This window comes from Acidovorax sp. 93, assembly GCF_003633835.1.
GTDB classification, from domain to species: Bacteria; Pseudomonadota; Gammaproteobacteria; order Burkholderiales; family Burkholderiaceae_C; genus Acidovorax; species Acidovorax facilis.
On record NZ_RBIT01000001.1, the window covers coordinates 5,356,509 to 5,380,848 of the forward strand.

Consider the following 24,340-nt stretch of genomic DNA (forward strand, 5'->3'; position numbering starts at 1 on the left):
GCACGCATGTGTCCGGTCTAGCTGCTGCGTCAGCGGTGCGCAGGGGTCTCGTGGCGTTGGCGCCACTGGTGGTAGCGCTGGCGCTGCAGCGCCAGCAACTCCACCAGACCCCAGGCCAGCGCACACCCGAGGGTGCCGCACAGCAGGACGATGCGGTGCACCTCAGTCCTGCGCTGCAGCTGCGGCGTCTTCATAGTGGGTCCATCCGTCGGGGCTGGGCAAATCGAAGCTGGGCCAGCCCGGGGCATCGAAGAGTTCATCCAGCAGCCGCTGCAGTCCGAGCAATCTCCAGAGCATGATCGTGTGCCTCTTCGAAGGGTTGTGTCTGCGGGCAAGTTAACGCGCTTGTGTGACAGTTCCGAGTCGTTTCGCCGAATTCACACAGATGCGTCATGGCGCTGTTGGCGCGTGCGGGCCGGGGCTATGCTTGCTGCCTATCGCCTTGCTGCACGGTCCCACGCCTCCATCGCCATCCACCATGAACACGCTGCCCGAGTTGCTGGCGCTCGAAAAAATCATCGAGCTGGGGGCACCCCATCTGCAGGTGCAGGTGGTTCGGCAGGTGCAGCTGGCGTCGGGCCACAGCTTTCCGATCCATGCCATCGGCGTGGGCAACCCGTCGCTGGACGTGCCTGCCATCGGCTTTTTCGGAGGCGTGCATGGGCTGGAGCGCATCGGCGCCGAGGTGGTCATCGCCTACTTGCAGAACGTGGTCATGCGGCTGCAGTGGGACACCACGCTGCACCGCCAGCTGGAGCAGATGCGCCTGGTTTTCATGCCGGTGGTCAACCCGGGTGGCATGTGGGCCGCCACACGCGCCAATCCGCGCGGGGTGGACCTCATGCGCAATGCACCGGTCGATGCCACGGACCGCGTGCCGCCCTGGATCGGCGGGCAACGCATCAGCGCGGGGCTGCCTTGGTACCGGGGGCGCGCGGGCGATGCCATGGAGGCCGAAAGCCAGGCGCTGTGCGAGGTGGTGGCCCAGGAGTTGCTGGCGCGGCCCTTCAGCATGGCCATCGACTGCCATTCGGGGTTTGGCGTGCGTGACCGCCTGTGGTTTCCGTTTGCCCACACGCGCAAGCCCATTGCGCACCTGGCCGAGTTGCATGCGCTGCAGGAGATCTTTCTGCAGGCCCACAGCCACCACCAGTACGTCATCGAGCCGCAAAGCGCCCAGTACCTGGCGCACGGCGACCTGTGGGACCACCTGTACCTGCAGGCCTGCCGCGAGGCGCCCACACACACCTTCCTGCCGCTCACGCTGGAGATGGGGTCGTGGCTGTGGATTAAGAAGAACCCGCGCCAGCTGTTTTCGCGCAACGGCATCTTCAACCCACTCATCAACCACCGCCAGCAGCGGGTGCTGCGGCGCCATCTGTCACTGCTCGATTTTCTGGCCCGCGCGGCCTGTAGCCACGAGCGCTGGGTGCCAGCTCCCGAAGCGCGGGCGCAGCGCAGGGCGGATGCCTTGGCCGCGTGGTACTGAAGAGGTGTTCCCCATGCACCATCCATGGATTCTGCTCAGAGGCCTCACGCGCGAGGCCGCGCACTGGGGCTCGTTTGTCGAAGCGTTCGAGCACGCCCTGCCGGGTGCCCGCGTTGTGGTGCAAGACTTGCCTGGCAATGGCCTGCTGCACCGGGCCGTGTCGCCCGCCACGGTGCGGGGCATGGTGGACGCCTGCCGTGCCCAGCTGGCCGCGCAAGGTGTGCGGCCACCTTTTCGGGTGCTGGCCATGTCGCTGGGCGCCATGGTGGCGACCGAGTGGGCGCGGGTGGCGCCTGAGGAGCTGGTGGGCTGTGTGTTGATCAACACCAGTCTGCGGCCCTTCAGCCCCTTCTCCCAACGGCTTCGGCCAGCCAGATATCTGCAGGTGCTGCGCTGCGTCGCGCCCTGGAGCAGCCCGCTCACCATTGAAAAGACCGTGCTGCGAATGACCAGCAACCTTGACCATGCCAGGGGCGCGGTGGTCGAGGATTGGGTGGCCCTGCGCAGGCAGCGGCCGGTGTCGGCATCCAACGCCCTGCGCCAGTTGGTGGCTGCAGCGCGCTACATGGCGCCTGTTGCAGCGCCCCTGGTTCCGGTCTCAGACAGCCCCCGCATCCTGCTGTTGGCCAGCCAGAACGACAGGCTGGTGTCTTGCCAGTGTTCGCAGACCATCGCACGGGCGTGGGGGGTGCCGCTGCGCATGCATCCGTCGGCTGGACATGACCTGCCGCTGGATGACGCGCAGTGGGTTATTGGGCAGGTGCGGTCCTGGATAGAGGGCTCGCCGTGAGGTGGCGCAAACCCCGCGCTGGCGTTCACTCCCCCAGACCGGCAAGCCCGCCCTGGGCCACCAGTTCGCGGTACCACTCCTCGTAGCCAGCGCTGCTGGGGTGCAGCCCGTCGGCGGCATTCAGTGCCTTGCTACGGGCCACGAACGGGTCTTCATGGCGTGGCTTGAGCAGGCGCACATAGCGCGCCTGGCGCGTGGCTGCGACGTCTTTGACGATGGCGTGCAGGTCCTCAGAGCGGTGCGACATCACCCACGAAACCGGGGGAATGAAAAACGGCGCATGCCCCACGTTGCCACATGGCATCAGCACCACGTGCTGGCCCTTTTGTTGTGCAAGGGTTACCACCTGCTCGATCTGGGGGCGCAGGGTATCCAGCGCTGTCAACCGGATCACGTCGTTGCCACCCGCGAGCACCAGCACCAGGTCGTAGCCCGCAGACGCCCGATCCAGCTGGGCGGCCACGTCGGCGTAGCGTGCACCGTTGGCGGCCAGGTTATCGATGTGCCACTTCGGGTGGTCCTGGCCAATGCGCCCGGGCAGACTGTCGAGCGGGGCATTGGCCCCCGTGCCCACGGCCGTGCTGTCGCCCACCACCAGAACCCGCCGCACGGGTTGATCCGGTTGCGCAGTGTAGGGCTGGGCCTCGCGGGCCAGGTCTGCGGCGGTCCACATGCGCCAGGGCGCGCAGGCGGTGAGCAAGAGTGCGCCTGTGGCAATGGCCACCAGGGTCACCATGCGGCGCGAGGATGCGGGGCGGGTACGGACGGCGTGTTTCATGGGCTGGAGCAAGAGTAGGACCTTGCTGCAGCCTACCGACAGGCAGGGGCCGGATGCGTCGGTGGCGGGCAACGGAGCGAGTAGGACGGGCGCGCCGCTACGGTCGGCTACTGCTTGAAAACCACAGCTTCCAGCGCCATCGCCCGGATCGACGCGGCCGCGGCCTCTGCCTTCGCCCGGCTTTCATAGGGCCCCACGCGCACGCGGATGCGGCGGCCCTTGGCGTTGTTCAGCTCTTGGCGAAAGGCGGGTAGCCCTTCGTTGAGCAGGCGGGCCTGGGCCTTGCGGGCGTTGGCTTCGTCGGCAAACAGCCCCACGTTGATGTAGTAGCCCGCCGCCGTGCCCACGGTGGGGAGAGGGGCTGAGGATGCTGGCGCAGCGGCCGAAGCGGAGGCTTTGGGCGTTTTGGCCTTGGCTGCCGAGGCCGCGCGGCTGGCGGGCTCGGCGGGGGGCGTTGTCTTTGCAGAGGGCTTGGGGGCAGCCGTGGCGGGCGCTGAAGAGGGCGTTTTGGACACCGTGGAGGCTGCAGAGGCCGCAGCCGGAGCGGGGCGGTTGGCCTCCGAGGATCGCGCTGGCGTGCTGGCTGGTGCTGCGGCCTTTGGCGCTGGGTTTGCCGTGGCCGCAGGCTTGACGGTGGGCGGGGCCGCTGCCGGTTTCGCTGGGTCAGGAGCCGAGGCGGTGGTGGCGGGAAGGGCGGGGGTAGGGGGCTCTTGCGCAGGAACCGGAACAGGTACGGGTGCTGATGCCGGTGCCGGTGCTGGTGCTGGTGCTGGTGAAGGCGCCGCCGTAATGGCAGCGGCTGGTGCAGAAGCCGCTGCGCTGGGCCGGGAAGCCGCCGCCGTGGCTTGCGCCACCGTTACGGCGGGCTCCAGGGCCAGCGGCTTGGTGTCTGAAGGGGCCCATACCAGATAAGCCAGCGTGGCTGCGGCCACCAGCACCAGGTTGGCCAGCACCAGTGCCTGCAGCCGCTTGCGTGAGCTGGCCTGCTTCTCCAGCAGCACACAGGCCTCGGGCAGCGTGCGTGAGGCCGCCAGCGCGCGGGCCACCCGTTTGCGGATGTCGGCATACAGGATGGCGTTGCCATACAGGCCCGGCACCGCAAAGGCCAGCATTGCAAAGGCGCCCAGCACGCCCAGTTCCACGCCCGGCGGCCATTGCAGGAACGTCCGGCCGATGCCATACACGATGAGCGCCAGCCCTTCGGCCGCCGCCAGGTAGACCAGCGCGGGGGTCCACAACTGCCGGAACAGCATCCAGTTGAGGGTGGCCAGGCAGGCCGCCCAGTTCCAGGTGGTGGTGGTGCGGCCCGTGTTGTCAAAGCGCTCGAAAACGGCCATGTAGTAGGCCGTGTTCACGGGCCCCAGCGCCAGCCGGGACAGCGCCGTCATGGCGTTGTCGGACGGTGAGTCGAGCGACATGGCCGGGATGATGGAGGCGACAGGGTCCGTGTGGTCGAGCATGGGCCGATTCTGTCATGGGCCGATGTTTGCGCCACCTGGTTTGCGCGCGGGTCAGCGCGGGCGCAACGCTCTGGCCTGATTGCGTTTGGCCCACGCGGGCCTCGCCACTGGACTTTGATTAAAAATGGCCTCTGGCGCTTATCTGTTAAGCGCTAGTAGCTATTAATAATATAGCGTTTGCCGCAGTGGCTGTGGCGTGTCAGGCACCGCGCACCATCGCCATGATCTTCCCCGCGTCCAGCGTGGCGGCCTTTTGCTGGATCTGCGGCAGGTACTGCGACTGCATCTGCTTGGCGGGGCCCAGCAGGTTCTGGAAGGTATCGCGCAGCATGGCCGTGCTCATGACCCGACCCCCGGCGTAGTAGCGCTTGGCCACCTGCCCCAGCGCGTAGGTGGTGGCAAACGAAAACGCCATGCCGGTGGCGGCGCTGCCCAGTCCGCCGATGGTCCGGCCCGCCGCCCTGCCCAGCAGGCCGCCCAGCAGCTTGCGGCCAAACTGCTCCAGGTACTGGGACGTCATGCCCACGCCCGCAGCGGCGATGAATTCCTTGATGTGGCCCTGGTCCAGCTCTACGCCATGGGCCTTGCCAATGCCGTACACCATCTTCACCTGCATGGGGATGATGGCCATTGACGCCCAGGACTGCGGCAGCAGCTCCAGCGCACCGTTGAGCAGCGCGTAGTTGAGGATGGATTTGTCCAGCTCCGCATCCAAAGCACTGCTGGGGGCTGCGGCGGCTGTTGCCACTGGGATCGCGATGGGCGCGGACACAGGCACGGATAAAGGCACGGATAAAGGCACGGCCTTTTCGGCCACATCCACGATCGCATCGGCTTCCCGGTCAAACGCGTCGGTCTGCGGTGCGCCCAGCTGCAGCGCCGTCTTCAGGCCGTTCAGAAACTCGCGTTCTGCCGCCGTCTGGCGGCCATCCACGTCGCACACACACACGGCCATCTCGTAGGCCAGCTGGCGGTGCATGGGGTCGCTCAAGGCCTGCACCGCCGCCTGCACGCTGGTGCGCCGCAGCAGCACGTCCTGGTAGATGCGTGGAAGGTCCGCCATGCCTGCGTCGCCCGCGAGCGACTGGGCAATGCGGCGGATCTCTTCGCGCTCGGCGTCGTCCTTGTTGCCGTCCGCAAACGCGGCCAGGAGGGCGATGGTGAGAATGGATTTTTGCTGGTCCAGGTTCATGGGGTGTTGCCTGCAAGGCGTTGGGTAAAAACGGTGGTGCGCTCGCCTGGGTGGGCTGGCCGCGCGCATGGGATCAGATGCAGTCTAGGCAACGGGGTTTCAACGCCACAGCCTGTGGGGATTTGGGCGCGCGTGGTAACTGGGTGTTTCGGGGGCGGGCCGGGTTATCCCTTGGGTATTTTGGCGACTGTGCGCCAGCGCCCGGCGTGCCTACAGTGCCTGCAGTGCCAACAGGTCTCCACGGCTGTGGAGGCGGCTGACCCTGAAAAATCCCCTTGTTGTGGAGTGCACCCTATGAACATCGCCCACCTGCTGCGCCGCAGTGCTTTGCTGCATGCCCACCAGCCCGCTGTACTCCAGGGGAGTGACGTGCTGTGGTCCTACGGCGACCTGGGCGCACGCGCTGCCGCCTTGGCCGCCTATCTGCACACGCAATGCGGCGTGGCCCCCGGTGACCGAGTGGCCATCTACGCCGCCAATGCGCCCGAGTACCTGGAGGCCCTGCACGCCATCGTGTGGGCCGGGGCCGTGTCGCTGCCGGTCAACTACAAGCTGCATGCCAAAGAACTGGCCTACGTGCTGGCCGACTCCGGCGCGCGTGCGGTGCTGGCATCGCAGGCGTTGGCACCGGCCGCGCGCGAGGCCGGGGCGGCGGATGCCGGTCTGCTGGTGTTCGGCTCCGAAGCGTACCGCGCCGCCGTCACGCACGCGCCCATGGACGTTTGCGACCGTGCACCCGAGGATGTCGCCTCACTGTTCTACACCTCCGGCACCACTGGCCGCCCGAAGGGGGTGATGCAGACCCACCGCAATCTGCTGGCCATGACGGCCTGCTACTTCACCGACGTAGACGATGTGCTGCCCGGCGACGCCATGGTCTACGCCGCGCCCATGTCGCACGGCGCTGGCCTCTACAACTACGCCCAGGTGCTGCGCGGCGGGCGGCATGTGGTGCCGCTGTCGGGTGGCTTTGAGCCTGCGGAGCTGGTGCAGCTTGCGGCCAGCGTGGGCCAGCTCACGTTGTTTGCTGCGCCCACCATGGTGCACCGCCTGGTGGACCATGTGCGCGCCACGGGTGCCGATGTGAGCGGCTTCAAGACCATCGTCTACGGTGGCGGTCCCATGTATGCCGACGACCTGCGCAACGCGCTGGCCGTGATCGGCAACCGCTTCGTGCAGATCTACGGCCAGGGCGAAAGCCCAATGACGATCACCGCCCTGTCGCGCGCCCAGCTGGCCGACCGCAACCACCCGCGCTGGGCCGAGCGCATGGTATCGGTCGGCGTGGCGCAGTCGCTGGTGGAGGTGCGTGTGGTCGATGCTGCAGGCCAGCCGATGCCCACAGGCGAGACCGGGGAGGTGGTGGTGCGCGGCGACACCGTCATGCCCGGCTACTGGAACAACCCCGAAGCCACGGCGCAGACGCTGCGCGACGGCTGGCTCTACACCGGCGACATGGGCGCGCTGGATGCCGATGGTTTCCTCACCCTCAAGGACCGCTCCAAGGACGTGATCATCTCTGGCGGCTCCAACATCTACCCGCGCGAGGTGGAGGAGGTGCTTCTGCTGCACCCCCAGGTGCGCGAGGTGGCCGTGGTGGGGCAGCGTGATGCGGAATGGGGCGAGGTGCCTGTGGCCTTTGTGGTGGCGGAGGAGGGCGTGAGCCCGGATGCACTGGACGCGCTGTGCCTGGCCCATATAGCCCGTTTCAAGCGCCCTCGGCTGTACCGCTTTGTGCAGGCTTTGCCCAAGAACAGCTATGGCAAAGTGCCAAAGACAGCACTTCGAGAGATGCTCTCGGCGGATCGAACGGGTTAGCGCGGGTGTTCGGCGTCTTTGTCAGTTTGCGCAGCAGAGAACGCACGGGCGCTGCGTCAACGAAATTATTCAGCGGTGCTAATCCGTGGCCAAGCTTCCCAGCACCATTCCGCCCCATTCCTGCAGCTGCTTTTGTTTCTCGTCATGCGTCAACTGGTTCGCATCCTGCTGCTGTTTCAATTGCTTCAGCAAGGGCAGCAAATCTGTCTGCTTTGACTGCACATGAGCTGGCTCTGCCGTGTTCTCGGTGATCTTGTTGTTTTCCACCTTGAGGACATGTAGCGATTGCGAGGCGGCCTGCGTGATCAGTGCGCGCACAGGCTCATCCTTCTCGTAGCCTAGCTCTACCTGCGTACTGCTGCTGTCTTCCACCTTTTCGTAGGAATAGTTCTGGGTTGCAGAGTCTGATGTCAACTTTGGTGCTGCTCTTGAGTGCAGCGATTGGTGATAGGCAGCAGAAAGCTTGGCGGACTGGGTCTGGGTGAAGCCGCGGTTGCTGGGGGATGAGCCGGAGATCTGAGTGGACTGTTTGAGTGTGTATTCGAAGGTGTCAACCTCTTTGGTGCGGCGCGGATTGGACGCACGGCGGGTTGCGGTAATCGATGCATCAAAGTCCGCCAGGCCGGTGAGCAGGCTCTTGTCGCCTTCACTGAAGGCGTTGGCGTCGCGCGTCAGATCGACCGGGTCGCCAATGCTGATACTGGCGCTGCCTGACCTCCCAGGGGAGTTTGCCGATTCATAGCCGCCGTTCAGGGCGGCGAAGCTGGACTTGAACAGGTCAACCAAGCCGCTGTCTGCATGCCCGCGCTCTGCTGCCTTGTCGATGCGGCTGAGGTACTGTCGCACGGCGTAGGCCTTCTGGTCTGCGGTGCCCCATAGCGCGGGCTGCCGCAAATCGGTTTTCATTCTTACGGTGCCTTCAGGGCTCTTGAGTTCAATCTCGCGGGTTTTGGCGTCTGCGCTGATGTTGGCACCGAGCTTCAGGATGCGGACGCCATCCTGGTCCACGCCATAGATATCCACCTTGAATTCCAGCTTGGTGAAGAGCTTGCTATCGAACTTCAGCAGACCGTCCAGCCGCAGCACAGGGGATTCAGCCGTCAAGCCCTCGATAGCAAGATCGAAACCTTCTGCCAGAGATTGGAGTGCGTCCTTTTCCTGCTGCGTAAGGTTGCCATCCACCTCGATCTGCACAGCGATGCCAGAGCCTGTGGCGCGTTGCTCCCGCTGGTCGGCTATGGAGATCCGCACCGTGGCGCCAGATTGAGTGGTGATGGCAAATGTCGCACTGGCGCTGGGGCTGGATTGAATGCCCCACATAGCGCCGGTAGCCTTGCCTTGAATTTTGTCGGGCGAACTCACTGCACCCAGGTTCACCACAGTCTGACGGTAGCTCGAGCCGGTGCGGGCGGCCTGCTCTATCAGGGCGGACCCCAAACCGGCAAACCGCGCCTTTTCCGTCGTGGCGCTCGCGTTTCGGCCGATGATCTGATCCACAGCGGTCGTCGGTGTCTGCTCCCATACCTGCATTTGCCGGCTGCTGGTCTGCGATGGGGCGATTGCTTCGTAGGTGACGTCGATCGACTCCATCGCCGAGGGCCACTGGGTAACGTGCAGAAACCGGGTGTCACCCATCGTCGAAGGCACGGCTTCCGGGATGACAGATGGAGTGAAGTTTGTGACGCTGTTGCGGGTCACGTCCGGCGATACGGCGCTCGCTATCGGCACGCGTGAAGAAGCCTGCGCAGAGGCCGTCACCGATGCTGGGGCGGAATTTCCTGACGGGCTCCAGCTTGTGGAAAGAGGGGAGAGGCTGATCGCACTCATTCAGGATATTTCATGGCTGTCTGACGGATATCGGCAGAAACGAGGAGGACTGAAGCCTGGCGTTCTGCGCTAGCGTGCAACGCCACACTAGATAACACTGGGGCAGGAAGCGGGCGCTTCAGGGGCACAAAAGCGCCCTCCTGCGAAGGCCAATGCATTGGTCTACCATCCAGCTCTGATTTTTTGAGCTTGCCATGACTACCAAAACCCTCAAGATCGATTTCGTCTCCGATGTCTCCTGCCCCTGGTGCATCATCGGCCTCAAGGCGCTGGAGCAGGCGGCCGATCGCCTGAAGGGCGAAGTGGCCCTTGACATGCACTTTCAGCCTTTCGAGCTGAACCCGCAGATGGGCCCCGAGGGCCAGGACATCAACGAGCATCTGCAGGAAAAGTATGGCTCCACGCCCGAGCAGCTCGAACGCAACCGCGAGGCCATTGCCGCGCGTGGTGCGGACTTGGGGTTCACCTTTGGTAAAGGCAAACGCAGCCGCGTCTACAACACTTTTGACGCGCACCGCCTGCTGCACTGGGCCGAAGAGAAGGGCCTGCAGCCGCCACTCAAACATGCGCTGTTCAAAGCCTATTTCACCGATGGGCAAGACCCGAGCAACCACGAAGTGCTGGTGCGCGTGGCGGGTGAGGTCGGGCTGAATGTGGACGAGGCGCGTGAACTATTGGCGTCTCACCGTTTTGCCGAAGAGGTGCGCGAGCGTGAGCAGTTGTATTTGCAAAATGGCATCCACTCGGTGCCCGCCATCATCATCAACGAGCGCCACCTGATTCAAGGTGGTCAGCCGGTGGAGGTGTTTGAGCAGGCGCTGCGGCAGATTGCCAGCCAGGCTTGATGAATACTATTGTTTTGATAGCTGCTGGCGCTTGATGGATAAGCGCTAGGGGCTGGTTTTATATAAAAAAAACACAAAGGGGCCGTGGCCCCTTTGTGTTTTCTGATTTCTGTGGTGTACGGCCTTGCCCGCTTATTTGCGCAGAGGGATGGCCATGGCCCGGTCCACCGGCACGGCGGTCACGCTGTTCTGCGGCGAGCCGTCGATGAGTTTTTCGGAGTAGGTGAGGTAGACCAGCGTGTTGCGGGCCGGGTCGACCATGCGCACGATGCGTAGGCGTTTGAACAGGATGGACATGCGTTCGCTGAACACCTCTTCCTGCTTCTTGAGCGGCTCGGGGAAGCTGATAGGCCCCACCTGGCGGCAGGCGATGGAGGCTTCAGCGCGGTCTTCGGCCAGGCCCAGGGTGCCCTTGATGCCGCCCGTGCGTGCGCGCGAGACGTAGCAGGTCACGCCCAACACGCCGGGGTCGTCATAGGCTTCCACAAGGATGTCGTGGTCGCGGCCGATCCATTGGAAGGCGGTGTCCACCGTGCCGATTTTTTCGCCAGGCGCTGCCTGCGCTGTGCCAGCTGCGCCCACCCAGGCGGTTGCTGCGGCCAGGGCCAGCAGCGCCGAGGTGGCCGTTTGCTTGAGGGCCATCACGCAGCGGCCCCGGCTTCGGTGCAGCGCTGGGCCAGGTGGGCGAGGGCTTCTTCGACCTGGTCCACCAGTACCAGGCACAGGTCGCCGGGCTGCAGGCGCGCCAGGGCGGCGTCGATGGCGATGAACTCACCGCGAATCTCTTCGACGTGTGTGGCGCGTGATGCGCCTGCCAGGCCTTCGCGCAGCAGGGTCATCACCTCGCCATCGGCACGGCCGCGCTGGGCAGCGTCCTGGTACAGGATCACGTCGTCAAATGCGGCGCCCAGGATCACGGTCTGGTCGCGGATATCTTCGTCGCGGCGGTCGCCCGCGCCGCTGATCACCACGCTGCGGCGCTTGGCGGGCAGGGCGTCCACGGCACCCACCAGGGCGCGCATGGCGTCGGGATTGTGGCCGTAGTCGGCAATCACGGTGGCGCCCCGGTAGTCCATGATGTTGAAGCGGCCGGGCGCGTTGTCGCTGTCGTTCACAAAGCCTGACAGGCCCCGGCGGATGGTCTGCCAGGGCATGCCCACACCCCAGGCGGCGGCCACGGCCGCCATGACGTTCTCGACCTGAAAACCGATCTTGCCGTTGCGTGTGATGGGTACGTCGCGCAGGTGGATGGTCTCGCGCCACGAGCCTTCCGAAGCCACGATGGAGTCGCCATCCACATACACCGTGCGGTGGCCCTGCGCGCGGTGCGTGGCCATCACGGGATGGTGGCGGTCGCTGGCAAAGAAGATGATCTTGCCGGGGCAGGCGGGTGCCATGGCGGCCACGATGGGGTCGGCCGCGTTGAGCACGCCGTAGCCTGTGGTGGCCACGTTCTGCACGATCACGCGCTTGAGCACGGCCAGGTCTTCCACCGTGGTGATGTAGTTCAGGCCCAGGTGGTCTCCCGCACCGATGTTGGTGACCACGGCCACCTGGCAGCGGTCAAACCCCAGGCCTTCGCGCAGGATGCCGCCACGGGCGGTCTCGAACACGGCGGCGTCCACCTCGGGGTGCAACAGCACGTTGCGGGCGCTCTTGGGGCCGCTGCAGTCGCCACTGTCGATCTGGCGGCCGTTCACGTACACGCCGTCGGTGTTGGTCATGCCCACGCGCAGGCCCTGGGCGGTGAACAGGTGGGCGATGAGGCGGGCCGTGGTGGTCTTGCCGTTGGTGCCGGTGACGGCCACCACTGGGATGCGCCCATCGTCGCCATGGGCGTAGAGCTTGTCCACCATGGCCTGACCCACGTTGCGGGGCTTGCCGTAGCTGGGTGCCAGGTGCATGCGCAGGCCGGGGGCGGCGTTCACTTCCACAAAGCCGCCGCCTTGCTCTTCGAGCGGGCGCAGCACGGTCTCGGCCACCATGTCCACGCCGCAGATGTGCAGGCCCACCATCTGGGCGGCGGCCACAGCGCGTGCGGCAACCTCGGGGTGCACATCATCGGTCACGTCGGTGGCGGTGCCACCCGTAGAGAGGTTGGCGTTGTTGCGCAGGACGACGCGCTGGCCCTTGGCGGGCACCGAGTCGGGCGTCAGGTCTTGCATGGCCAGGCGGGCCACGGCAATGTCGTCGAGCCGGATCTTGGTGAGCGAGGTGGCATGGCCTTCACCCCGGCGCGGGTCGAGGTTGACCTGGTTGACCAGCTCGCGCACCGTGTGCTGTCCGTCGCCCAGCACCTGGGGCGGCTCGCGGCGTGCAGCGGCCACCAGTTGGTCGCCGACCACCAGCAGGCGGAAGTCATGGCCCGGCAAAAAGCGCTCGACCATCACGGTGCCGTATTCGGCGGCGTTCTTGTAGGCGTCTTCGAGCTGGGCGCGGTCAGTGATGTTGACCGTCACACCCTTGCCCTGGTTGCCATCCTGTGGCTTGACCACCACGGGCAGGCCCACCTTCAAGGCCACTTCCCAGGCTTCGTCCACGCTTTCGACCGGCTTGCCCAGCGGCACGGGCACGCCAGCAGCATGCAGCAGGCGCTTGGTCAGGTCTTTGTCCTGGCCGATGGACTCAGCCACGGCGCTGGTCGAATCGACCTCGGCGGCCTGGATACGGCGCTGCTTGGAGCCCCAGCCAAACTGCACCAGGCTGCCGCGCGTGAGGCGGCGGTAGGGGATGCCGCGCGCCACGGCGGCGTCCACGATGGAGCCGGTGCTGGGGCCCAGGCGCTCGTCTTCGTCGAGTTCGCGCAGTTCGGCAATCACGGTGTCGGCATCAAAACTGCCTTCGCCTTGCGCCGCCTTGATGAGTTGCTGCGCGTACTCAAAGGCTTTGCGGCCCACGGCCTCTTCGCTGTATTCCACGACCACCTGGTACACACCCGCATCGGTGGTGGCGGTAGTGCGCGCAAAGGTGACAGGGCAACCTGCCTGCGCCTGCAATGCCAGGGCGGCAGTCTGCAGCACATGGGCCAGCGAGACATCGCCGCCCCCGGTTTCGGGGTGCAGCGCGCCGATGGCGGGAAACAGGGCCCGCAGGCGGGCTTCGAACCCGGCCATCTGGCCCACGGCGCGCTCGTTTTCGGCGCAGGTCACCACGGCCTCGATGGCCATGTGGCGGCTCCAGAGGTTGGGGCCACGCAGGGCCCGGGTGCGGGATACATCCATGGAAGTCTCTTTCAGTGGTCCATCAGGGCGCTGAGGCCCTGTTCAGGTCGTGGGATGCGAGGTCAAACAACAAACTAAAGCTAATGCGCGAGGTGCCATCACGACCGCAGTGCGGCGGTGGGGACCAGTTCGGGCTCAAAGGTCTTGATGCCAGCGCCGATGAGGTCGGGGGCAATGTTCAGCGCCCAGGCCGTGCCGATGGCAGCCAGCAGGGCGTCGGTGTCGGGCGCCACGGCATTGCGCCCAAAGGTCAGGTCTGCCAGCGAACCGAGCACATGTTCTGCACTGCCCGTGGCCAGCACCACGCGGCCGTTCTTCACGACCACGGCGCGGCCGTTGTCCTTGGCGCGGTGTTCCACGATCACAGGCAGGGTGGCGTCCTGGGCATACAGCACCACGGCACCGTCCGACAGCGGCGCCAGGTCGGCCACTTGCGGGATGGCGGCGTTGAGCACCGCTGCGCCTTCCGACAGCACCACGTCCACCTGGGTGCGCATCACCTTGGTCATCTGGTCCTGTTCGTGCACGTCGAATTCGGCCAGCGTTTCCACGCCGTCCATGTCGGTGACCACACCCACCTGGCAGCGGTCGTAGGCCAGGCCGTCGCGCAGGATGGTGCGCGCGTCGCTTTCGATCACGGCGGCCTGCACGGTCTTGTTCATCAGCAGGCGGTGGGCGGCCTCCCAGTGCGCGCAATCGGTCGATTCGACGCAGCGGCGGTCCAGGAACAGCCCTTCGCGACAGGCCAGGCCCGTGTGGTGGCCGCTCAGGTGCAGCAGCCAGGCCACGACCCGCGCGATGGTTGACGTGCCACGCGTGCCCGCCACGCCCACCAGCGGAATGCGGCCTGCCTGGCCCGCATCGTCTTCCGACGGGAACAGATGCTCTGCAATGGCCTGGCCCACAGGGCGCGGTGCACCCACGGCGGGCTTCAGGTGCATCAGCAGGCCAGGGCCTGCGTTCACTTCGACAATGGCACCGCCCTGGGCGTGCAGGGGTTTGGAGATGTCCTTGGCCACCAGATCGATGCCAGCGATGTCCAGCCCCACCACCTTGGCCGCCAACTGGGCGATGTAGGCCACCTCGGGGTGCACGTCGTCCGTGCAGTCCACGGCCACGTTGCCGTTGCGCTGCACCACCACCTGGCGGCCAGCGGCGGGCACCGAGTCGGCGCCCAGGTCCTGGCGCTTGAGTTCGAGTTGCACCTTGGTGTCAGTGGCCAGGTCGATGATTTCGAGCGGGTACTCTTCTTCGTAGCCACGGCGCGGGTCGGAGTTGAGCTGGGTGTCGATCAGCTCCTTGACGGTGGAGCGGCCGTTGCCGGTGATGGTGACCACTTCACCACGTGCCGCTGCGACCACTTTGCCGCCCACCACCAGCAGGCGGTGCTCGTCGCCGGGGATGAAGCTCTCGACCATGACGTCGCTGCCCTCGGGGTAGGCCACGTGGTAGGCGGCCTCGATGTCTGCCTGCTTGTGCAGATCCAGCGTCACACCCCGGCCGTGGTTGCCGTCAGAGGGCTTGACCACCACAGGCAGGCCGATGTCCTGGGCGGCTTCCCAGGCTTCCTCGGGGCTGTTGACCACCTGGCCTTCGGGGATGGGCACGCCGCAGGACTTGAGCAGGCTCTTGGTCAGGTCCTTGTCGCTGGCGATGCCTTCGGCGATGGCGCTGGTGAACTCGGTCTCAGCCGTCCAGATGCGGCGCTGGCTGGCGCCATAGCCCAGTTGCACCAGATTGCCGTCGTTCAGGCGGATGTGCGGGATGCCCCGGTCGGTGGCGGCGGTGACGATGCAGGCGGTGCTGGGGCCAAGGTACTGGTCGTCCACCTCGGTGCGCACACGGGCCACGGCGGCAGCCACGTCAAACGGCTCATCGTTGATGGCGGCCATGATGAGCGCATGGCCCTGGGCCAGCGCCACGCGCGCCACGCTTTCGTCGCGCGCCCGGAACACCATGCGGTATACGCCACGCTGGCTGGTGCTGCGGGTCTGGCCAAAACCGGTGGGCATGCCCGACAGGTTGAGCAACTCGATCACGATGTGCTCCAGCACATGGCCGCACCAGGTGCCTTCCTGCAGGCGCTGCAGGAACCCACCGCGTTCGCCCACGCCGCAGTGGTGTTCGATCAGTGCGGGCAGCCAGGCGGTAAGTCGGTCGTTGAAACCGGGCAGCAGGTTGGAGGGGTAGTCCTCCAGCTCGCCCAGGTCCAGCCAGACTTCCAGTACAGGCCGGTAGGTCCAGATATTGGGGCCGCGCAGGTAGTTGATGCGAAGCAGTTGGATGTCGTTGAGTTTCGCCATGGATTGCAGCGGGTGAGTTGGTCCGGCCGGGTAAGGGCTATGGGCTATGCGGGAGAGGAAGAAACTGTGAAAGGAAACTTTTGTGGACGAGGATTGTGCTCCAGTCCTGGGGCTGTGCGCAGTGTCAGCCAAATGAGCGTCAGAGGCGTTAAATGAGGATGCCGTCGCACCGTGGCATGCAGTATCGGGGAGAATTCGCGCTTTCGCGAGATCGGTCACCGCAGGCAGCCGGGGGCGGAAAACCCAACCAAAAATGCAACATCACCATTCTGTGGACGCCTCGGGTGTCTTTTCTGGCCCTTTGGGGGCCGATTTGCGGGCCATGCTCGCTTCCAAGGAAAACGTACTGGCAGCGCTTCAGGTTGACCTGAGCACGGCGCTGCGCTTTGCGGCAGGCTGGGTGGTGGTGACGTCTGAACGGCTGCTGGCCTGTGATGCGGGCACCACGGCCTGGCGCAGCTGGCCCCTGGGCGATGGCCTGGCGCTCAAGCTGCAGGACCATGGCGGTGTGGGCTCGCTGGAGCTGCACAGCCCTCGCGAGCGCTTGGCGCTGTGGCGCTTTACCCTGGCGCACCACGCCCAGGCCCTGCGTCTGCTGCAGCGTTTTGAGCAGCAAAGCGCCCGGGGTGACAACGGCGCCGAGGACGAGGCCGACGAACCCGCCTGTCCCACCTGCCACACGCCCCTGCCGCCCGACACCGAAGAATGCCCGGCCTGCGCCCGCGCCCAGCCGCCCCAAACTTCCACCTGGGTGCTGCTGCGCCTGTGGCGCTTTGCCCGGCCTTACCGCAAGCAACTGGCCGCCGGTTTTGCGCTGACGCTGGCGTCCACCGCCGCCACCCTGGTGCCGCCGTATCTGACCATCCCGCTGATGGATGACATCCTGATCCCGTTCCAGAACGGCAAGCAGATCGAACCCGGCCTGGTGCTGCTGTACCTGAGCGGCCTGCTGCTGTCGGCGCTGGCGGCCTGGGGCCTCTCCTGGGCGCGCACTTACATATTGGCGCTGGTGTCCGAGCGCATCGGCGCCGACCTGCGCACCACCACCTACGAGCACCTGCTGCGCCTGTCGCTGGACTACTTTGGCGGCAAGCGCACGGGTGACCTCATGGCGCGGATTGGCTCCGAGACGGACCGCATCAACGTCTTCCTGTCCCTTCACGCCCTGGATTTTGTGACCGACGTGCTCATGATCATGATGACGGCGGCCATTCTGTTCTCCATCAACCCATGGCTGGCGCTGGTCACGCTGGTGCCGCTGCCCTTCATTGGCTGGATGATCCACACCGTGCGCGACCGCCTGCGCACCGGGTTTGAAAAGATCGACCGCGTGTGGTCCGAAGTGACCAACGTGCTGGCCGACACCATCCCGGGCATCCGGGTCGTGAAAGCCTTTGCGCAAGAAAAGCGCGAAGCCCAGCGTTTTCGAGACGCCAACCAACACAACCTGGAAGTCAACGACAAGCTCAACAAGACCTGGAGCCTGTTCACGCCCACCGTGTCGCTGCTCACTGAAATTGGCTTGCTGGTGGTGTGGGGCTTCGGCATCTGGCTGGTGTCGCGCAACCAGATCACGGTGGGTGTGCTCACGGCCTTCATCGCCTACATCGGCCGTTTCTACGGGCGGCTGGATTCAATGAGCCGCATTGTCTCGGTCACGCAAAAGGCCGCCGCTGGCGCCAAGCGCATCTTCGACATCCTGGACCATGTGAGCAACGTGCCCGACCCGGCCCAACCCGTGAAGGCGGACAAGGTTCAGGGCGCGATCACCATGCAGGGCGTGGGCTTTCGCTACGGCAGCCGCGCAGTCATCAAGGGGCTGGATCTGGATATCCGCCCCGGCGAGATGATCGGCCTGGTGGGCCACAGCGGCTCAGGCAAGAGCACGCTGGTCAACCTGATCAGCCGTTTCTATGACGTGAGCGACGGCTCCATCCAGGTCGACGGCATCGACATCCGCCGTTTTGCCGTGGCCGACTACCGCCGCCACATCGGCCTGGTGCTGCAGGAGCCCTTCTTGTTCTTCGGCACCATTGCCGAGAACATCGCCTACGGCAAACCCGAAGCCACGCGCGAAGAGATCGTGGCGGCGGCCCGCGCTGCGCACGCCCATGAATTCATCCTGCGCTTGCCCCATGGCTACGACTCACTGGTGGGTGAGCGCGGCCAGGGCCTCTCGGGCGGCGAGCGCCAGCGCATTTCCATTGCCCGCGCATTGCTGATCGACCCGCGCATCCTGATCCTGGACGAGGCCACCTCGGCCGTGGACACCGAGACCGAGAAGGAAATCCAGAAGGCGCTCGACAACCTGGTGCAGGGCCGTACCACGATTGCCATCGCCCACCGCCTGTCCACCCTGCGCAAAGCCGACCGCTTGGTAGTGATGGACCGGGGCGAAGTGGTGGAGGTCGGGCCGCACGACGAACTCATGGAAAAGCAGGGCGCCTACTGGCGGCTCTACGAAGCCCAGGCGCGCCGTGCTGAAGAAGACGCCCAGGCGGCCGGCGTCATCATCGACAGCAGCCTGCTGCACCCCGCCCACCCTGCGGGCAACCCGTGACGACTGCACTGCAGGAAAACGCCATGAACACCCCTTCCTTCCCGCAATCGCCGTCCACCGCCTCCGGCGCTTTCACCTTGGCGCGCAATCCACATGGCAGGCTGGTTCTGACCCTGGCCGACGGCACGGCCCACGAGGGCGTCACGCCTGTGCGGGCCTTCCCCATCGCGGCACCCGCCGAAGGGCTCTCGCTGATCGGATCTGACGGCCACGAACTGCTGTGGATCGACTGGCTGGACCAGCTGCCAGCCCCCGCCCGCCAGCTCATCGAAGAAGAGTTGGAAGTGCGAGAGTTTGTGCCCACTATCGAAAAAATCATTGCAGTATCGAGCTTCTCCACCCCCAGCACCTGGCAGGTGGAGACGGACCGGGGCCCTGCCAGCCTCGTCCTCAAGGCCGAGGAAGACATCCGCCGCTTGGGCGGACGCACCCGCTTGCTGATTGCCGGGGGCGACGGCGTGCAGTTCCGCGTCAAAGACACCACGGCGCTGGACCGGCATTCGCGCCGGCTGCTGGAACGCTTTCTCTGATCTGACCCTGTACGGGGTCATCCCGGTGTCTCCACCGGCAAGGCACAACGGCAGTGCCAAGCCCTGCCGTGCCCGCTCCCCCCGCAAGCCAGTAGCTCCAGACCCGGTGCGGGAATGAGTGCAATCGGTCGGCTGTGAGCCGATCCGGCCCCCGCATGCTCCCAAAAGGGTGACAAAGATTAGGGGAAACCCTAAATTTGTGCCAATCGGTGAAAAAGACCTAAATTTCCCCTTCTTTTTGCCGTAACAGATTACGAAGACGGCGAAAAAGCCTCTGCACTTCGAGCATATCTATTCATCAACCATTGGGGCCACTGCCATGCAAATGCCACCTGTCGATCGATCGCCGAGTTGGCGTCCTCAGGGCGCTGATTTGTATTCCACTGGCGCCTCTGGCGCGCCGCCGGTGCGGCCCATCAATGCATCCAATCCCGTCGAATCCATGGACCGGCTGGGCGAGGGCGCCATCGTGCGCGAGCCCGACAAGCCCTCCGCGCCCGATGTAGCAAACCGGGACTGGACCGAGGTCAAGAAAAAAGACACCGTGGAAGAACCGCCCGAGCCCCCCAAGGAGCCGATCTACAAACAACTGCTGGAGCTGATCCAGTCGATGTGGCGGGCCAGTGGCAGTGCGGTGGAGGTGGCGCAGGACATCAACAAGATGACCCTGCAGGAGCGCATGGCCCAGCAGGTCAAGAACGAGCCTCTGACCTACTCCGACCCCAAGATCAAGCGCACTGGCGGCTTGTGAGGATTTTGCTCCTAAAATTATAGCTGTTTGCGCATAACTGATAAGCGCTGGAGCCGTATTTCATTCAATTTTTGCCCCATTCTGGCCTCAAGGCCGGGGCGATGAAGCGGGAGCCGCTGCCTGGGCCGCCCGCTGCTGATCCCGCTCCGCGCGGTACTTGGCGGCAAAGGCCCGCACTTCCTCGTACGACACGTAGCCATCCTTGTCCGTGTCTGCATCGTCGAACGCGGCGGCCAGGCGGGGAAAGAGCTTGACCTCGGTGCGGCTGAGCTTGCCGTCCCCATTGAAGTCCAGCATCTTGAACTCGCGCATGGCCTTGATTTCGCCTTTGGTCAGGGCTGCCTGGGATTCAGTGGGGGCGCTGGCGGCGGGGGCTGGTGGCGCTGGCGCAGTTGCAGGGGGCATGGCCAGTGCAGTGGTGCCCAAGGCTGCCGCCAGGGTGCTCATCACGCAGGCGGCCAGGGAAAATCTGATGCGCAAAACAGGCTCCTTCTGTGGACTGGCAACGATGTTGGCACAGCTGGGCGTGCGTGGGCGGAATGCAACCCAAGGCTTGCAGCTTTCACCGGGAGTTGCAGGGGATTGCAAAACTTTTCGAAGGAACGCGGGTCCGTGCCCGGCCCCGGGTTAATCGCCAGCAGGGCGCAGGGGGTTGGAGATACCGCTGTTCACATGGCCGGCTGGCACATGACGGGCGGCTGAGGTCACATGGCCTGTCTGGTCGTCGAAGAAAAAGTCGGGTTCGAATTCGCGCAGGAATTCGCCCTTGGGCAGGCCACCCAGGAACATGGCTTCGTCCACATCGATGTTCCAGTCCATCAGCGTGCGGATCGCGCGTTCGTGTGCCGGGGCGCTGCGCGCCGTGACCAGTGCGGTGCGGATGCGCATGCCGGTGGTGCCGCCGGCCTCTCCCGCGGATTGCAGTCGGTGCAGCGCCGCCAACAGGGGCTTGAACGGGCCATCGGGCAGGGGCAGGGCGGCCTTGTCGGTTTCGTGCTGCTGGAAGGCGGCCAGGCCTTCGGCCTGGTACACACGCTCTGCCTCATCGGAGAACAGCACGGCGTCGCCGTCAAAGGCAATGCGCACTTCCTGCGGGTTGGCGTCGCCTGCCTGTACCGATTCGGTGATCACTCGCGCGGCCGGGTAGCCCAGGTGCAGCGCCTCGCGCACATCGGCCTCGTTGGCAGACAGGAACAGGTGTGCGCCCAGCGGTCGCAGGTAGCGAAACGGGTCACGCCCCTGGGTGAACACGCCGCGCTGGATGGTGGGCAGGCCATGGGCGTTGCAGGAGCGAAACACGCGCATGCCACTGACCGGGTCATTGCGCGAGAGCAGCACCACCTCCACCCGCTGGTGCTCCGAGGTGTTGAAGGCGAGCAGCTTGCGCACCAGCGAGAACGCCACGCCGGGTGCGGCAGGCACGTCCAGGCGCTGGCGCTGCAGGTCCACATAGGCGCGGTCATCCCTCTCGTGCTCGAAGACGCGGTTCTCCTCCTCGAAGTTGAACAGCGCCCGCGATGAGATCGCCACCACCAGCTTGTCGTCCAGGGTCACGGCCATAGAGTCACTTCACGAACTGGTTGAGCTGGATGATGGGCAGCAGCACGGCCAGCACGATCAGCATCACGATCAGGCCCATGCCCACGATGAGCAAAGGCTCCAGGATGGTTGCCAGCGCCATGGCGCGGCGCTGGACCTCGGTGGAAAGCTGCCTGGCGGCGCGCTGCAGCATCACCGGCAGTTGCCCCGTCTGCTCGCCCAGGCGCGCAAACATCGACAGCAGGCCGGGGAAGCGCTTTTTCTGCGCCAGCGCCGAGGCCAGGGGCGCACCTTCGCGCACCAGCACCAGCGCTTCGAGTGCATCGGCGCGCAGGGCGCGGTTGTTCAGCGTTTCGGCGGCGGCCTGCAGCGCCTTGAGGATGGGTACGCCCGCACCCGCCAGCATGGCCAAGGTGCCCGCAAAACGCGCCGCGTTGTAGCCGCGCGCCAGCTTGCCCACCAGCGGCAGGTTGAGCCAGGCAGCATCGAATTTTTCGCGAATATGCCCGATGGTCAGCGCCCAGCGTGTGCCAAAAGCGATCAAAACAGAAGCAATCAGCATCATCCAGCCATAGCTGCGTACAAAAGCGCTGATGCCCAGCATGGCCACGGTCAGAAACGGCAGCGCCCGCTTGGTGCCCGCAAACACGCTGGCCACCTGGGGCACCACGTAGCCCACGAGGAAGAGCACGATCACGATGGCCACGATGGTCACGATGGCGGGGTACAGCGCAGCGCCCACCAGCTTGGCCTTGAGCGCCTGGCGTTCTTCCAGGTCGTCGGCCAGGCGCTCCAGCACCAAGCCCAGGTTGCCGCTGTGTTCGCCCGCGCCGATCACGGCGCAGTAGATGTCGGAAAACTCACGGGGGTGCTGCGACAGCGCGCGGGCAAAGGTGGCACCCGCGTTGACCTCGGCACGCAGCGCGGCCACCAGGTGGCGCTGGCGATCGTCGTCGGCTTCTTCCGACAAGGCAGTGAGGGCACGCTCCAGCGGCAGGCCAGAAGACACGAGCCCGGCAATCTGCCGCGTCCAGATCGACAGGCCCGTAGCGCTGAAAACGGGCCGTGTGAACAGGCGCTGGCTGAGGCTGGCCGAGCTGCCATCCAGCGACTGGCCGGTCTGCACCAGCTCTACCGCCAGGGGCACCAGGGCCTGGGCTCGCAGCAGGCTGCGCGCGGCCTTGGCGGTGTCGGCCTCCATGAGGCCCTTGCGGGTCTGGCCCTGGGCGTCCAGGGCTTCAAAGGAAAAAGCAGGCATGCGGGTGCGGGCGGTATGGCGGTGGCGTGGAAATCAGGCGGTCACACAACAGGCTGATGCGGGCGAAAACCTTGCAGCCCCTGATGGTAGCCGGTACCCAAGGCCCATGGCTGTGGGCCAGTACCCTTGCCAGCGGGATGACCCAGGTCAAGGCGCTGACGCATTGGGCGCGCAGAATGAAAAGCGATCTGTGGCATCGGGTTGCAGGTGTTCTGAATGAACAAGGAGTCTTTCATGCTGAAGAACAAGGTTGCGTTGGTCACCGGGGCATCGTCGGGCATTGGGCGTGCCATTGCGCTGGTGTGGGCGCGCGAAGGCGCCAAGGTGGTGGTGTCGGATGTGAATGTGCAGGCGGGTGAGGAAACGGCGGCGCTGGTACGCGCAGCCGGGGGCGATGCCATTTTTGTGGCTGCCGATGTGGGCAAGCCTGAGGACTGCGAAGCGCTGGTGAACCGCACCGTGGCCCACTACGGCCGGCTGGACATCGCCTGCAACAACGCGGGCATCGGCGGCCCGCAGGCGGCCACGGCCGATTACCCCCTGGATGGCTGGGCCCAGGTCATCAACATCAACCTCTCCGGCGTGTTTTACGGCATGAAATACCAGATCGCAGCCATGCTCAAGAATGGCGGCGGCTCCATCATCAACATGGCATCCATCCTGGGATCGGTGGGTTTTGCCACCGCCCCGGCCTATACCGCGGCCAAACATGGTGTGGTGGGGCTGACCAAGGCGGCTGCGATTGAATACAGCGCCCATGGCGTGCGCATCAATGCCGTCGGGCCTGCCTTTATCCACACGCCCATGATCAGCGGGCTGGAGCAGGATGCTGGCATCAACGCGATGCTGGTGGGCGCCCACCCCATCGGCCGCCTGGGGCAACCTGAAGAGGTGGCCGAGCTGGTGACCTGGCTGGCGTCCAGCAAGGCGTCGTTTGTGACCGGGGCGTATTACCCGGTGGATGGCGGCTACCTGGCGCGATAAAACACCGGCGCGGCGTTGGAGCCATGGAAACTGGATGGCTGGAAAGGGTGGCTGCCTCTGATGAAGTTCTCCTCGAACCCGATGTGGCGTGGGTGAGACGGCCCGCCACCGGATGCCATTTTGCCCTGTGCCGCTTGCGGTGCCTGCGCTTAAGATGCGGCAGTTGGGGCCGCGCCATGGCGCAGCCCCCCAGATTTGACTCACAAAGGAGAAGAAAGTGAATAAGACGACTGCCCTGGGAGGACTGGTTGCCGCTTTGGTGTTATCTGCTTGCGGCGGAGGCGGGGATGATGTGGCGCCACCTGCGCCAAAGCCTCCTGCGACCGTGGTCACCGGCGTGGAAGGCCTGTGGACCGGGGCGACCACCGACCCTCTGAATGTGCAGGGTGTGGTGCTGGAGAACGGCGAATCCTGGAGCATCCTGACCGATGCAGTGGGCGCCGTGGTGGGCATATCGCAAGGCGCCGTTCAGACGTCGGGCCCAGATGTTGTCTCTGGCACCGGGCGCTATCTCAATGTGGTGGATGAGGCAAACCTTGCCAGCCGGACGACGGTGGCGGTCAGCTATAGCGGCAAGTACGCGGTGCGGGATTCGGTGCAGGTCACGGATTCCAAGGGCGTGAAGTTCACCGGTACCTATGGCGTGCTCTACGAGCAGCCTGCTGTCGTGAGCGAGTTGCTGGGTACGTATTCCGGCACCGGCATTGGCAATCAGGTGCGGGAGCCCCTGGTGTCGGTTTCCATTTCCACCGGTGGATTGGTGTCGATTCCCTCCTACCCGGGCTGCTCCGTTCGCGGCACCGTGGTGCCCCGCGCCAGCGGCCGGAACGTGTTTGATTTGCCGCTCACCTTCAGCGGAGCCACCTGCCCCGTGGGCGATGGCGTGGTTGTTCAACACGTTGTTCTGTACAACGACACCACCCAAGCGATCGTGATCATGGGGCAGAGTGCGAGCAAGGCAGAAACTTTCGTCTACACCGGACAGAAGACCTAAG

General features: G+C 65.3%; 21 protein-coding genes. 9 read left to right on the forward strand and 12 right to left on the reverse strand.

The window, feature by feature from the left end:
• Positions 1-29: 29 nt before the first annotated feature.
• Both C8C93_RS25290 and C8C93_RS25585 read right to left on the reverse strand, forming a co-directional pair.
• Positions 30-194, reverse strand: coding sequence for a hypothetical protein (locus C8C93_RS25290; RefSeq protein WP_199727071.1), 165 nt, complete (start codon positions 192-194; stop codon positions 30-32).
• Positions 163-297: a hypothetical protein gene (locus tag C8C93_RS25585; RefSeq protein WP_255424299.1), complete on the reverse strand. Its 135-nt coding sequence runs from the start codon at positions 295-297 to the stop codon at positions 163-165. The genes C8C93_RS25290 and C8C93_RS25585 overlap by 32 nt, the downstream gene beginning before the upstream one ends.
• Positions 298-478: 181 nt before the next feature.
• On the opposite strand from C8C93_RS25585, the gene C8C93_RS24625 reads away from it, so the two are divergent.
• Positions 479-1,489 (forward strand): M14 family zinc carboxypeptidase, encoded by a 1,011-nt coding sequence (locus C8C93_RS24625; RefSeq protein ID WP_121421154.1) that lies wholly within the window; start codon positions 479-481, stop codon positions 1,487-1,489.
• Between the two features lie 13 nt (positions 1,490-1,502).
• Positions 1,503-2,279, forward strand: coding sequence for an alpha/beta fold hydrolase (locus tag C8C93_RS24630; RefSeq protein ID WP_233559563.1), 777 nt, complete (start codon positions 1,503-1,505; stop codon positions 2,277-2,279).
• Between the two features lie 25 nt (positions 2,280-2,304).
• Here C8C93_RS24630 and C8C93_RS24635 read toward each other — a convergent pair whose 3' ends face one another.
• The 3 genes from C8C93_RS24635 to C8C93_RS24645 all read right to left on the reverse strand — a co-directional run bounded on the left by C8C93_RS24635 (position 2,305) and on the right by C8C93_RS24645 (position 5,709).
• Positions 2,305-3,057: a GDSL-type esterase/lipase family protein gene (locus tag C8C93_RS24635; protein WP_121508567.1), complete on the reverse strand. Its 753-nt coding sequence runs from the start codon at positions 3,055-3,057 to the stop codon at positions 2,305-2,307.
• A 107-nt stretch (positions 3,058-3,164) separates the two neighbouring features.
• Positions 3,165-4,517, reverse strand: a complete 1,353-nt coding sequence (locus C8C93_RS24640; RefSeq protein ID WP_121508568.1) for an SPOR domain-containing protein — start codon at positions 4,515-4,517, stop codon at positions 3,165-3,167.
• Between the two features lie 199 nt (positions 4,518-4,716).
• Positions 4,717-5,709 (reverse strand): YcjF family protein, encoded by a 993-nt coding sequence (locus tag C8C93_RS24645; protein WP_121508569.1) that lies wholly within the window; start codon positions 5,707-5,709, stop codon positions 4,717-4,719.
• Positions 5,710-6,003: 294 nt separating this feature from the next.
• Here C8C93_RS24645 and C8C93_RS24650 point away from each other — a divergent pair, with 294 nt between their 5' ends.
• Entirely contained in the window at positions 6,004-7,527 is a 1,524-nt protein-coding gene (locus C8C93_RS24650) for an AMP-binding protein (RefSeq protein ID WP_121508570.1), read from the forward strand.
• A gap of 78 nt (positions 7,528-7,605) precedes the next feature.
• Here C8C93_RS24650 and C8C93_RS24655 read toward each other — a convergent pair whose 3' ends face one another.
• On the reverse strand, positions 7,606-9,354 hold the full coding sequence (locus C8C93_RS24655) for a hypothetical protein (RefSeq protein ID WP_147433799.1): 1,749 nt from the start codon (positions 9,352-9,354) through the stop codon (positions 7,606-7,608).
• A gap of 194 nt (positions 9,355-9,548) precedes the next feature.
• Here C8C93_RS24655 and C8C93_RS24665 point away from each other — a divergent pair, with 194 nt between their 5' ends.
• Entirely contained in the window at positions 9,549-10,199 is a 651-nt protein-coding gene (locus C8C93_RS24665; RefSeq protein ID WP_121508573.1) for a DsbA family oxidoreductase, read from the forward strand.
• Positions 10,200-10,331: 132 nt separating this feature from the next.
• Here C8C93_RS24665 and C8C93_RS24670 read toward each other — a convergent pair whose 3' ends face one another.
• The 3 genes from C8C93_RS24670 to cphA (C8C93_RS24680) form a co-directional block, all read right to left on the reverse strand.
• Positions 10,332-10,841 carry a CreA family protein gene (locus tag C8C93_RS24670; protein WP_121508574.1) on the reverse strand — a complete coding sequence of 170 codons (510 nt, stop codon included), beginning with the start codon at positions 10,839-10,841 and terminating at the stop codon, positions 10,332-10,334.
• Positions 10,841-13,420 carry a cyanophycin synthetase gene (gene cphA, locus C8C93_RS24675; protein ID WP_121508575.1) on the reverse strand — a complete coding sequence of 860 codons (2,580 nt, stop codon included), beginning with the start codon at positions 13,418-13,420 and terminating at the stop codon, positions 10,841-10,843. Before cphA (C8C93_RS24675) ends, C8C93_RS24670 begins: the two co-directional genes overlap by 1 nt.
• A 98-nt stretch (positions 13,421-13,518) precedes the next feature.
• Positions 13,519-15,723, reverse strand: coding sequence for a cyanophycin synthetase (gene cphA / locus C8C93_RS24680; protein ID WP_121508576.1), 2,205 nt, complete (start codon positions 15,721-15,723; stop codon positions 13,519-13,521).
• Between the two features lie 253 nt (positions 15,724-15,976).
• Here cphA (C8C93_RS24680) and C8C93_RS24685 point away from each other — a divergent pair, with 253 nt between their 5' ends.
• The 3 genes from C8C93_RS24685 (at position 15,977) to C8C93_RS24695 (ending at position 19,564) form a co-directional block, all read left to right on the forward strand.
• Complete coding sequence (locus tag C8C93_RS24685; RefSeq protein ID WP_121508577.1) at positions 15,977-18,283, forward strand: ABC transporter ATP-binding protein; 2,307 nt, start codon at positions 15,977-15,979, stop codon at positions 18,281-18,283.
• Between the two features lie 23 nt (positions 18,284-18,306).
• Positions 18,307-18,813 (forward strand): DUF1854 domain-containing protein, encoded by a 507-nt coding sequence (locus C8C93_RS24690; RefSeq protein WP_121508578.1) that lies wholly within the window; start codon positions 18,307-18,309, stop codon positions 18,811-18,813.
• A 319-nt stretch (positions 18,814-19,132) separates the two neighbouring features.
• Positions 19,133-19,564 carry a hypothetical protein gene (locus C8C93_RS24695; protein WP_029414343.1) on the forward strand — a complete coding sequence of 144 codons (432 nt, stop codon included), beginning with the start codon at positions 19,133-19,135 and terminating at the stop codon, positions 19,562-19,564.
• A gap of 87 nt (positions 19,565-19,651) precedes the next feature.
• On the opposite strand, the gene C8C93_RS24700 is transcribed toward C8C93_RS24695, so the two are convergent.
• The 3 genes from C8C93_RS24700 to gspF all read right to left on the reverse strand — a co-directional run bounded on the left by C8C93_RS24700 (position 19,652) and on the right by gspF (position 22,361).
• Positions 19,652-20,011 carry an EF-hand domain-containing protein gene (locus tag C8C93_RS24700; protein ID WP_121508976.1) on the reverse strand — a complete coding sequence of 120 codons (360 nt, stop codon included), beginning with the start codon at positions 20,009-20,011 and terminating at the stop codon, positions 19,652-19,654.
• Positions 20,012-20,191: 180 nt separating this feature from the next.
• Positions 20,192-21,124, reverse strand: a complete 933-nt coding sequence (locus C8C93_RS24705) for a 5'-nucleotidase (protein ID WP_121421141.1) — start codon at positions 21,122-21,124, stop codon at positions 20,192-20,194.
• 4 nt (positions 21,125-21,128) lie between these two features.
• Positions 21,129-22,361 (reverse strand): type II secretion system inner membrane protein GspF, encoded by a 1,233-nt coding sequence (gene gspF / locus C8C93_RS24710; protein ID WP_121508579.1) that lies wholly within the window; start codon positions 22,359-22,361, stop codon positions 21,129-21,131.
• Between the two features lie 234 nt (positions 22,362-22,595).
• Between gspF and C8C93_RS24715 the strand changes: the two genes are divergently transcribed.
• Positions 22,596-23,345, forward strand: coding sequence for an SDR family NAD(P)-dependent oxidoreductase (locus C8C93_RS24715; protein ID WP_055395971.1), 750 nt, complete (start codon positions 22,596-22,598; stop codon positions 23,343-23,345).
• Positions 23,346-23,562: 217 nt separating this feature from the next.
• Positions 23,563-24,339, forward strand: coding sequence for a hypothetical protein (locus C8C93_RS24720; RefSeq protein WP_147433800.1), 777 nt, complete (start codon positions 23,563-23,565; stop codon positions 24,337-24,339).
• The last annotated feature ends 1 nt before the right edge of the window (position 24,340 follow it).

What these genes read in the sequence shown, in the direction of transcription:
- C8C93_RS25290 (WP_199727071.1), bottom strand. Translation starts at nt 194, where the DNA reads ATGAAGACGCCGCAGCTGCAGCGCAGGACTGAGGTGCACCGCATCGTC.
- C8C93_RS25585 (WP_255424299.1), bottom strand. Translation starts at nt 297, where the DNA reads ATGCTCTGGAGATTGCTCGGACTGCAGCGGCTGCTGGATGAACTCTTC.
- C8C93_RS24625 (WP_121421154.1), top strand. Translation starts at nt 479, where the DNA reads ATGAACACGCTGCCCGAGTTGCTGGCGCTCGAAAAAATCATCGAGCTG.
- C8C93_RS24630 (WP_233559563.1), top strand. Translation starts at nt 1,503, where the DNA reads ATGCACCATCCATGGATTCTGCTCAGAGGCCTCACGCGCGAGGCCGCG.
- C8C93_RS24635 (WP_121508567.1), bottom strand. Translation starts at nt 3,057, where the DNA reads ATGAAACACGCCGTCCGTACCCGCCCCGCATCCTCGCGCCGCATGGTG.
- C8C93_RS24640 (WP_121508568.1), bottom strand. Translation starts at nt 4,517, where the DNA reads ATGCTCGACCACACGGACCCTGTCGCCTCCATCATCCCGGCCATGTCG.
- C8C93_RS24645 (WP_121508569.1), bottom strand. Translation starts at nt 5,709, where the DNA reads ATGAACCTGGACCAGCAAAAATCCATTCTCACCATCGCCCTCCTGGCC.
- C8C93_RS24650 (WP_121508570.1), top strand. Translation starts at nt 6,004, where the DNA reads ATGAACATCGCCCACCTGCTGCGCCGCAGTGCTTTGCTGCATGCCCAC.
- C8C93_RS24655 (WP_147433799.1), bottom strand. Translation starts at nt 9,354, where the DNA reads ATGAGTGCGATCAGCCTCTCCCCTCTTTCCACAAGCTGGAGCCCGTCA.
- C8C93_RS24665 (WP_121508573.1), top strand. Translation starts at nt 9,549, where the DNA reads ATGACTACCAAAACCCTCAAGATCGATTTCGTCTCCGATGTCTCCTGC.
- C8C93_RS24670 (WP_121508574.1), bottom strand. Translation starts at nt 10,841, where the DNA reads ATGGCCCTCAAGCAAACGGCCACCTCGGCGCTGCTGGCCCTGGCCGCA.
- cphA (WP_121508575.1), bottom strand. Translation starts at nt 13,420, where the DNA reads ATGGATGTATCCCGCACCCGGGCCCTGCGTGGCCCCAACCTCTGGAGC.
- cphA (WP_121508576.1), bottom strand. Translation starts at nt 15,723, where the DNA reads ATGGCGAAACTCAACGACATCCAACTGCTTCGCATCAACTACCTGCGC.
- C8C93_RS24685 (WP_121508577.1), top strand. Translation starts at nt 15,977, where the DNA reads ATGCAACATCACCATTCTGTGGACGCCTCGGGTGTCTTTTCTGGCCCT.
- C8C93_RS24690 (WP_121508578.1), top strand. Translation starts at nt 18,307, where the DNA reads ATGAACACCCCTTCCTTCCCGCAATCGCCGTCCACCGCCTCCGGCGCT.
- C8C93_RS24695 (WP_029414343.1), top strand. Translation starts at nt 19,133, where the DNA reads ATGCAAATGCCACCTGTCGATCGATCGCCGAGTTGGCGTCCTCAGGGC.
- C8C93_RS24700 (WP_121508976.1), bottom strand. Translation starts at nt 20,011, where the DNA reads ATGAGCACCCTGGCGGCAGCCTTGGGCACCACTGCACTGGCCATGCCC.
- C8C93_RS24705 (WP_121421141.1), bottom strand. Translation starts at nt 21,124, where the DNA reads ATGGCCGTGACCCTGGACGACAAGCTGGTGGTGGCGATCTCATCGCGG.
- gspF (WP_121508579.1), bottom strand. Translation starts at nt 22,361, where the DNA reads ATGCCTGCTTTTTCCTTTGAAGCCCTGGACGCCCAGGGCCAGACCCGC.
- C8C93_RS24715 (WP_055395971.1), top strand. Translation starts at nt 22,596, where the DNA reads ATGCTGAAGAACAAGGTTGCGTTGGTCACCGGGGCATCGTCGGGCATT.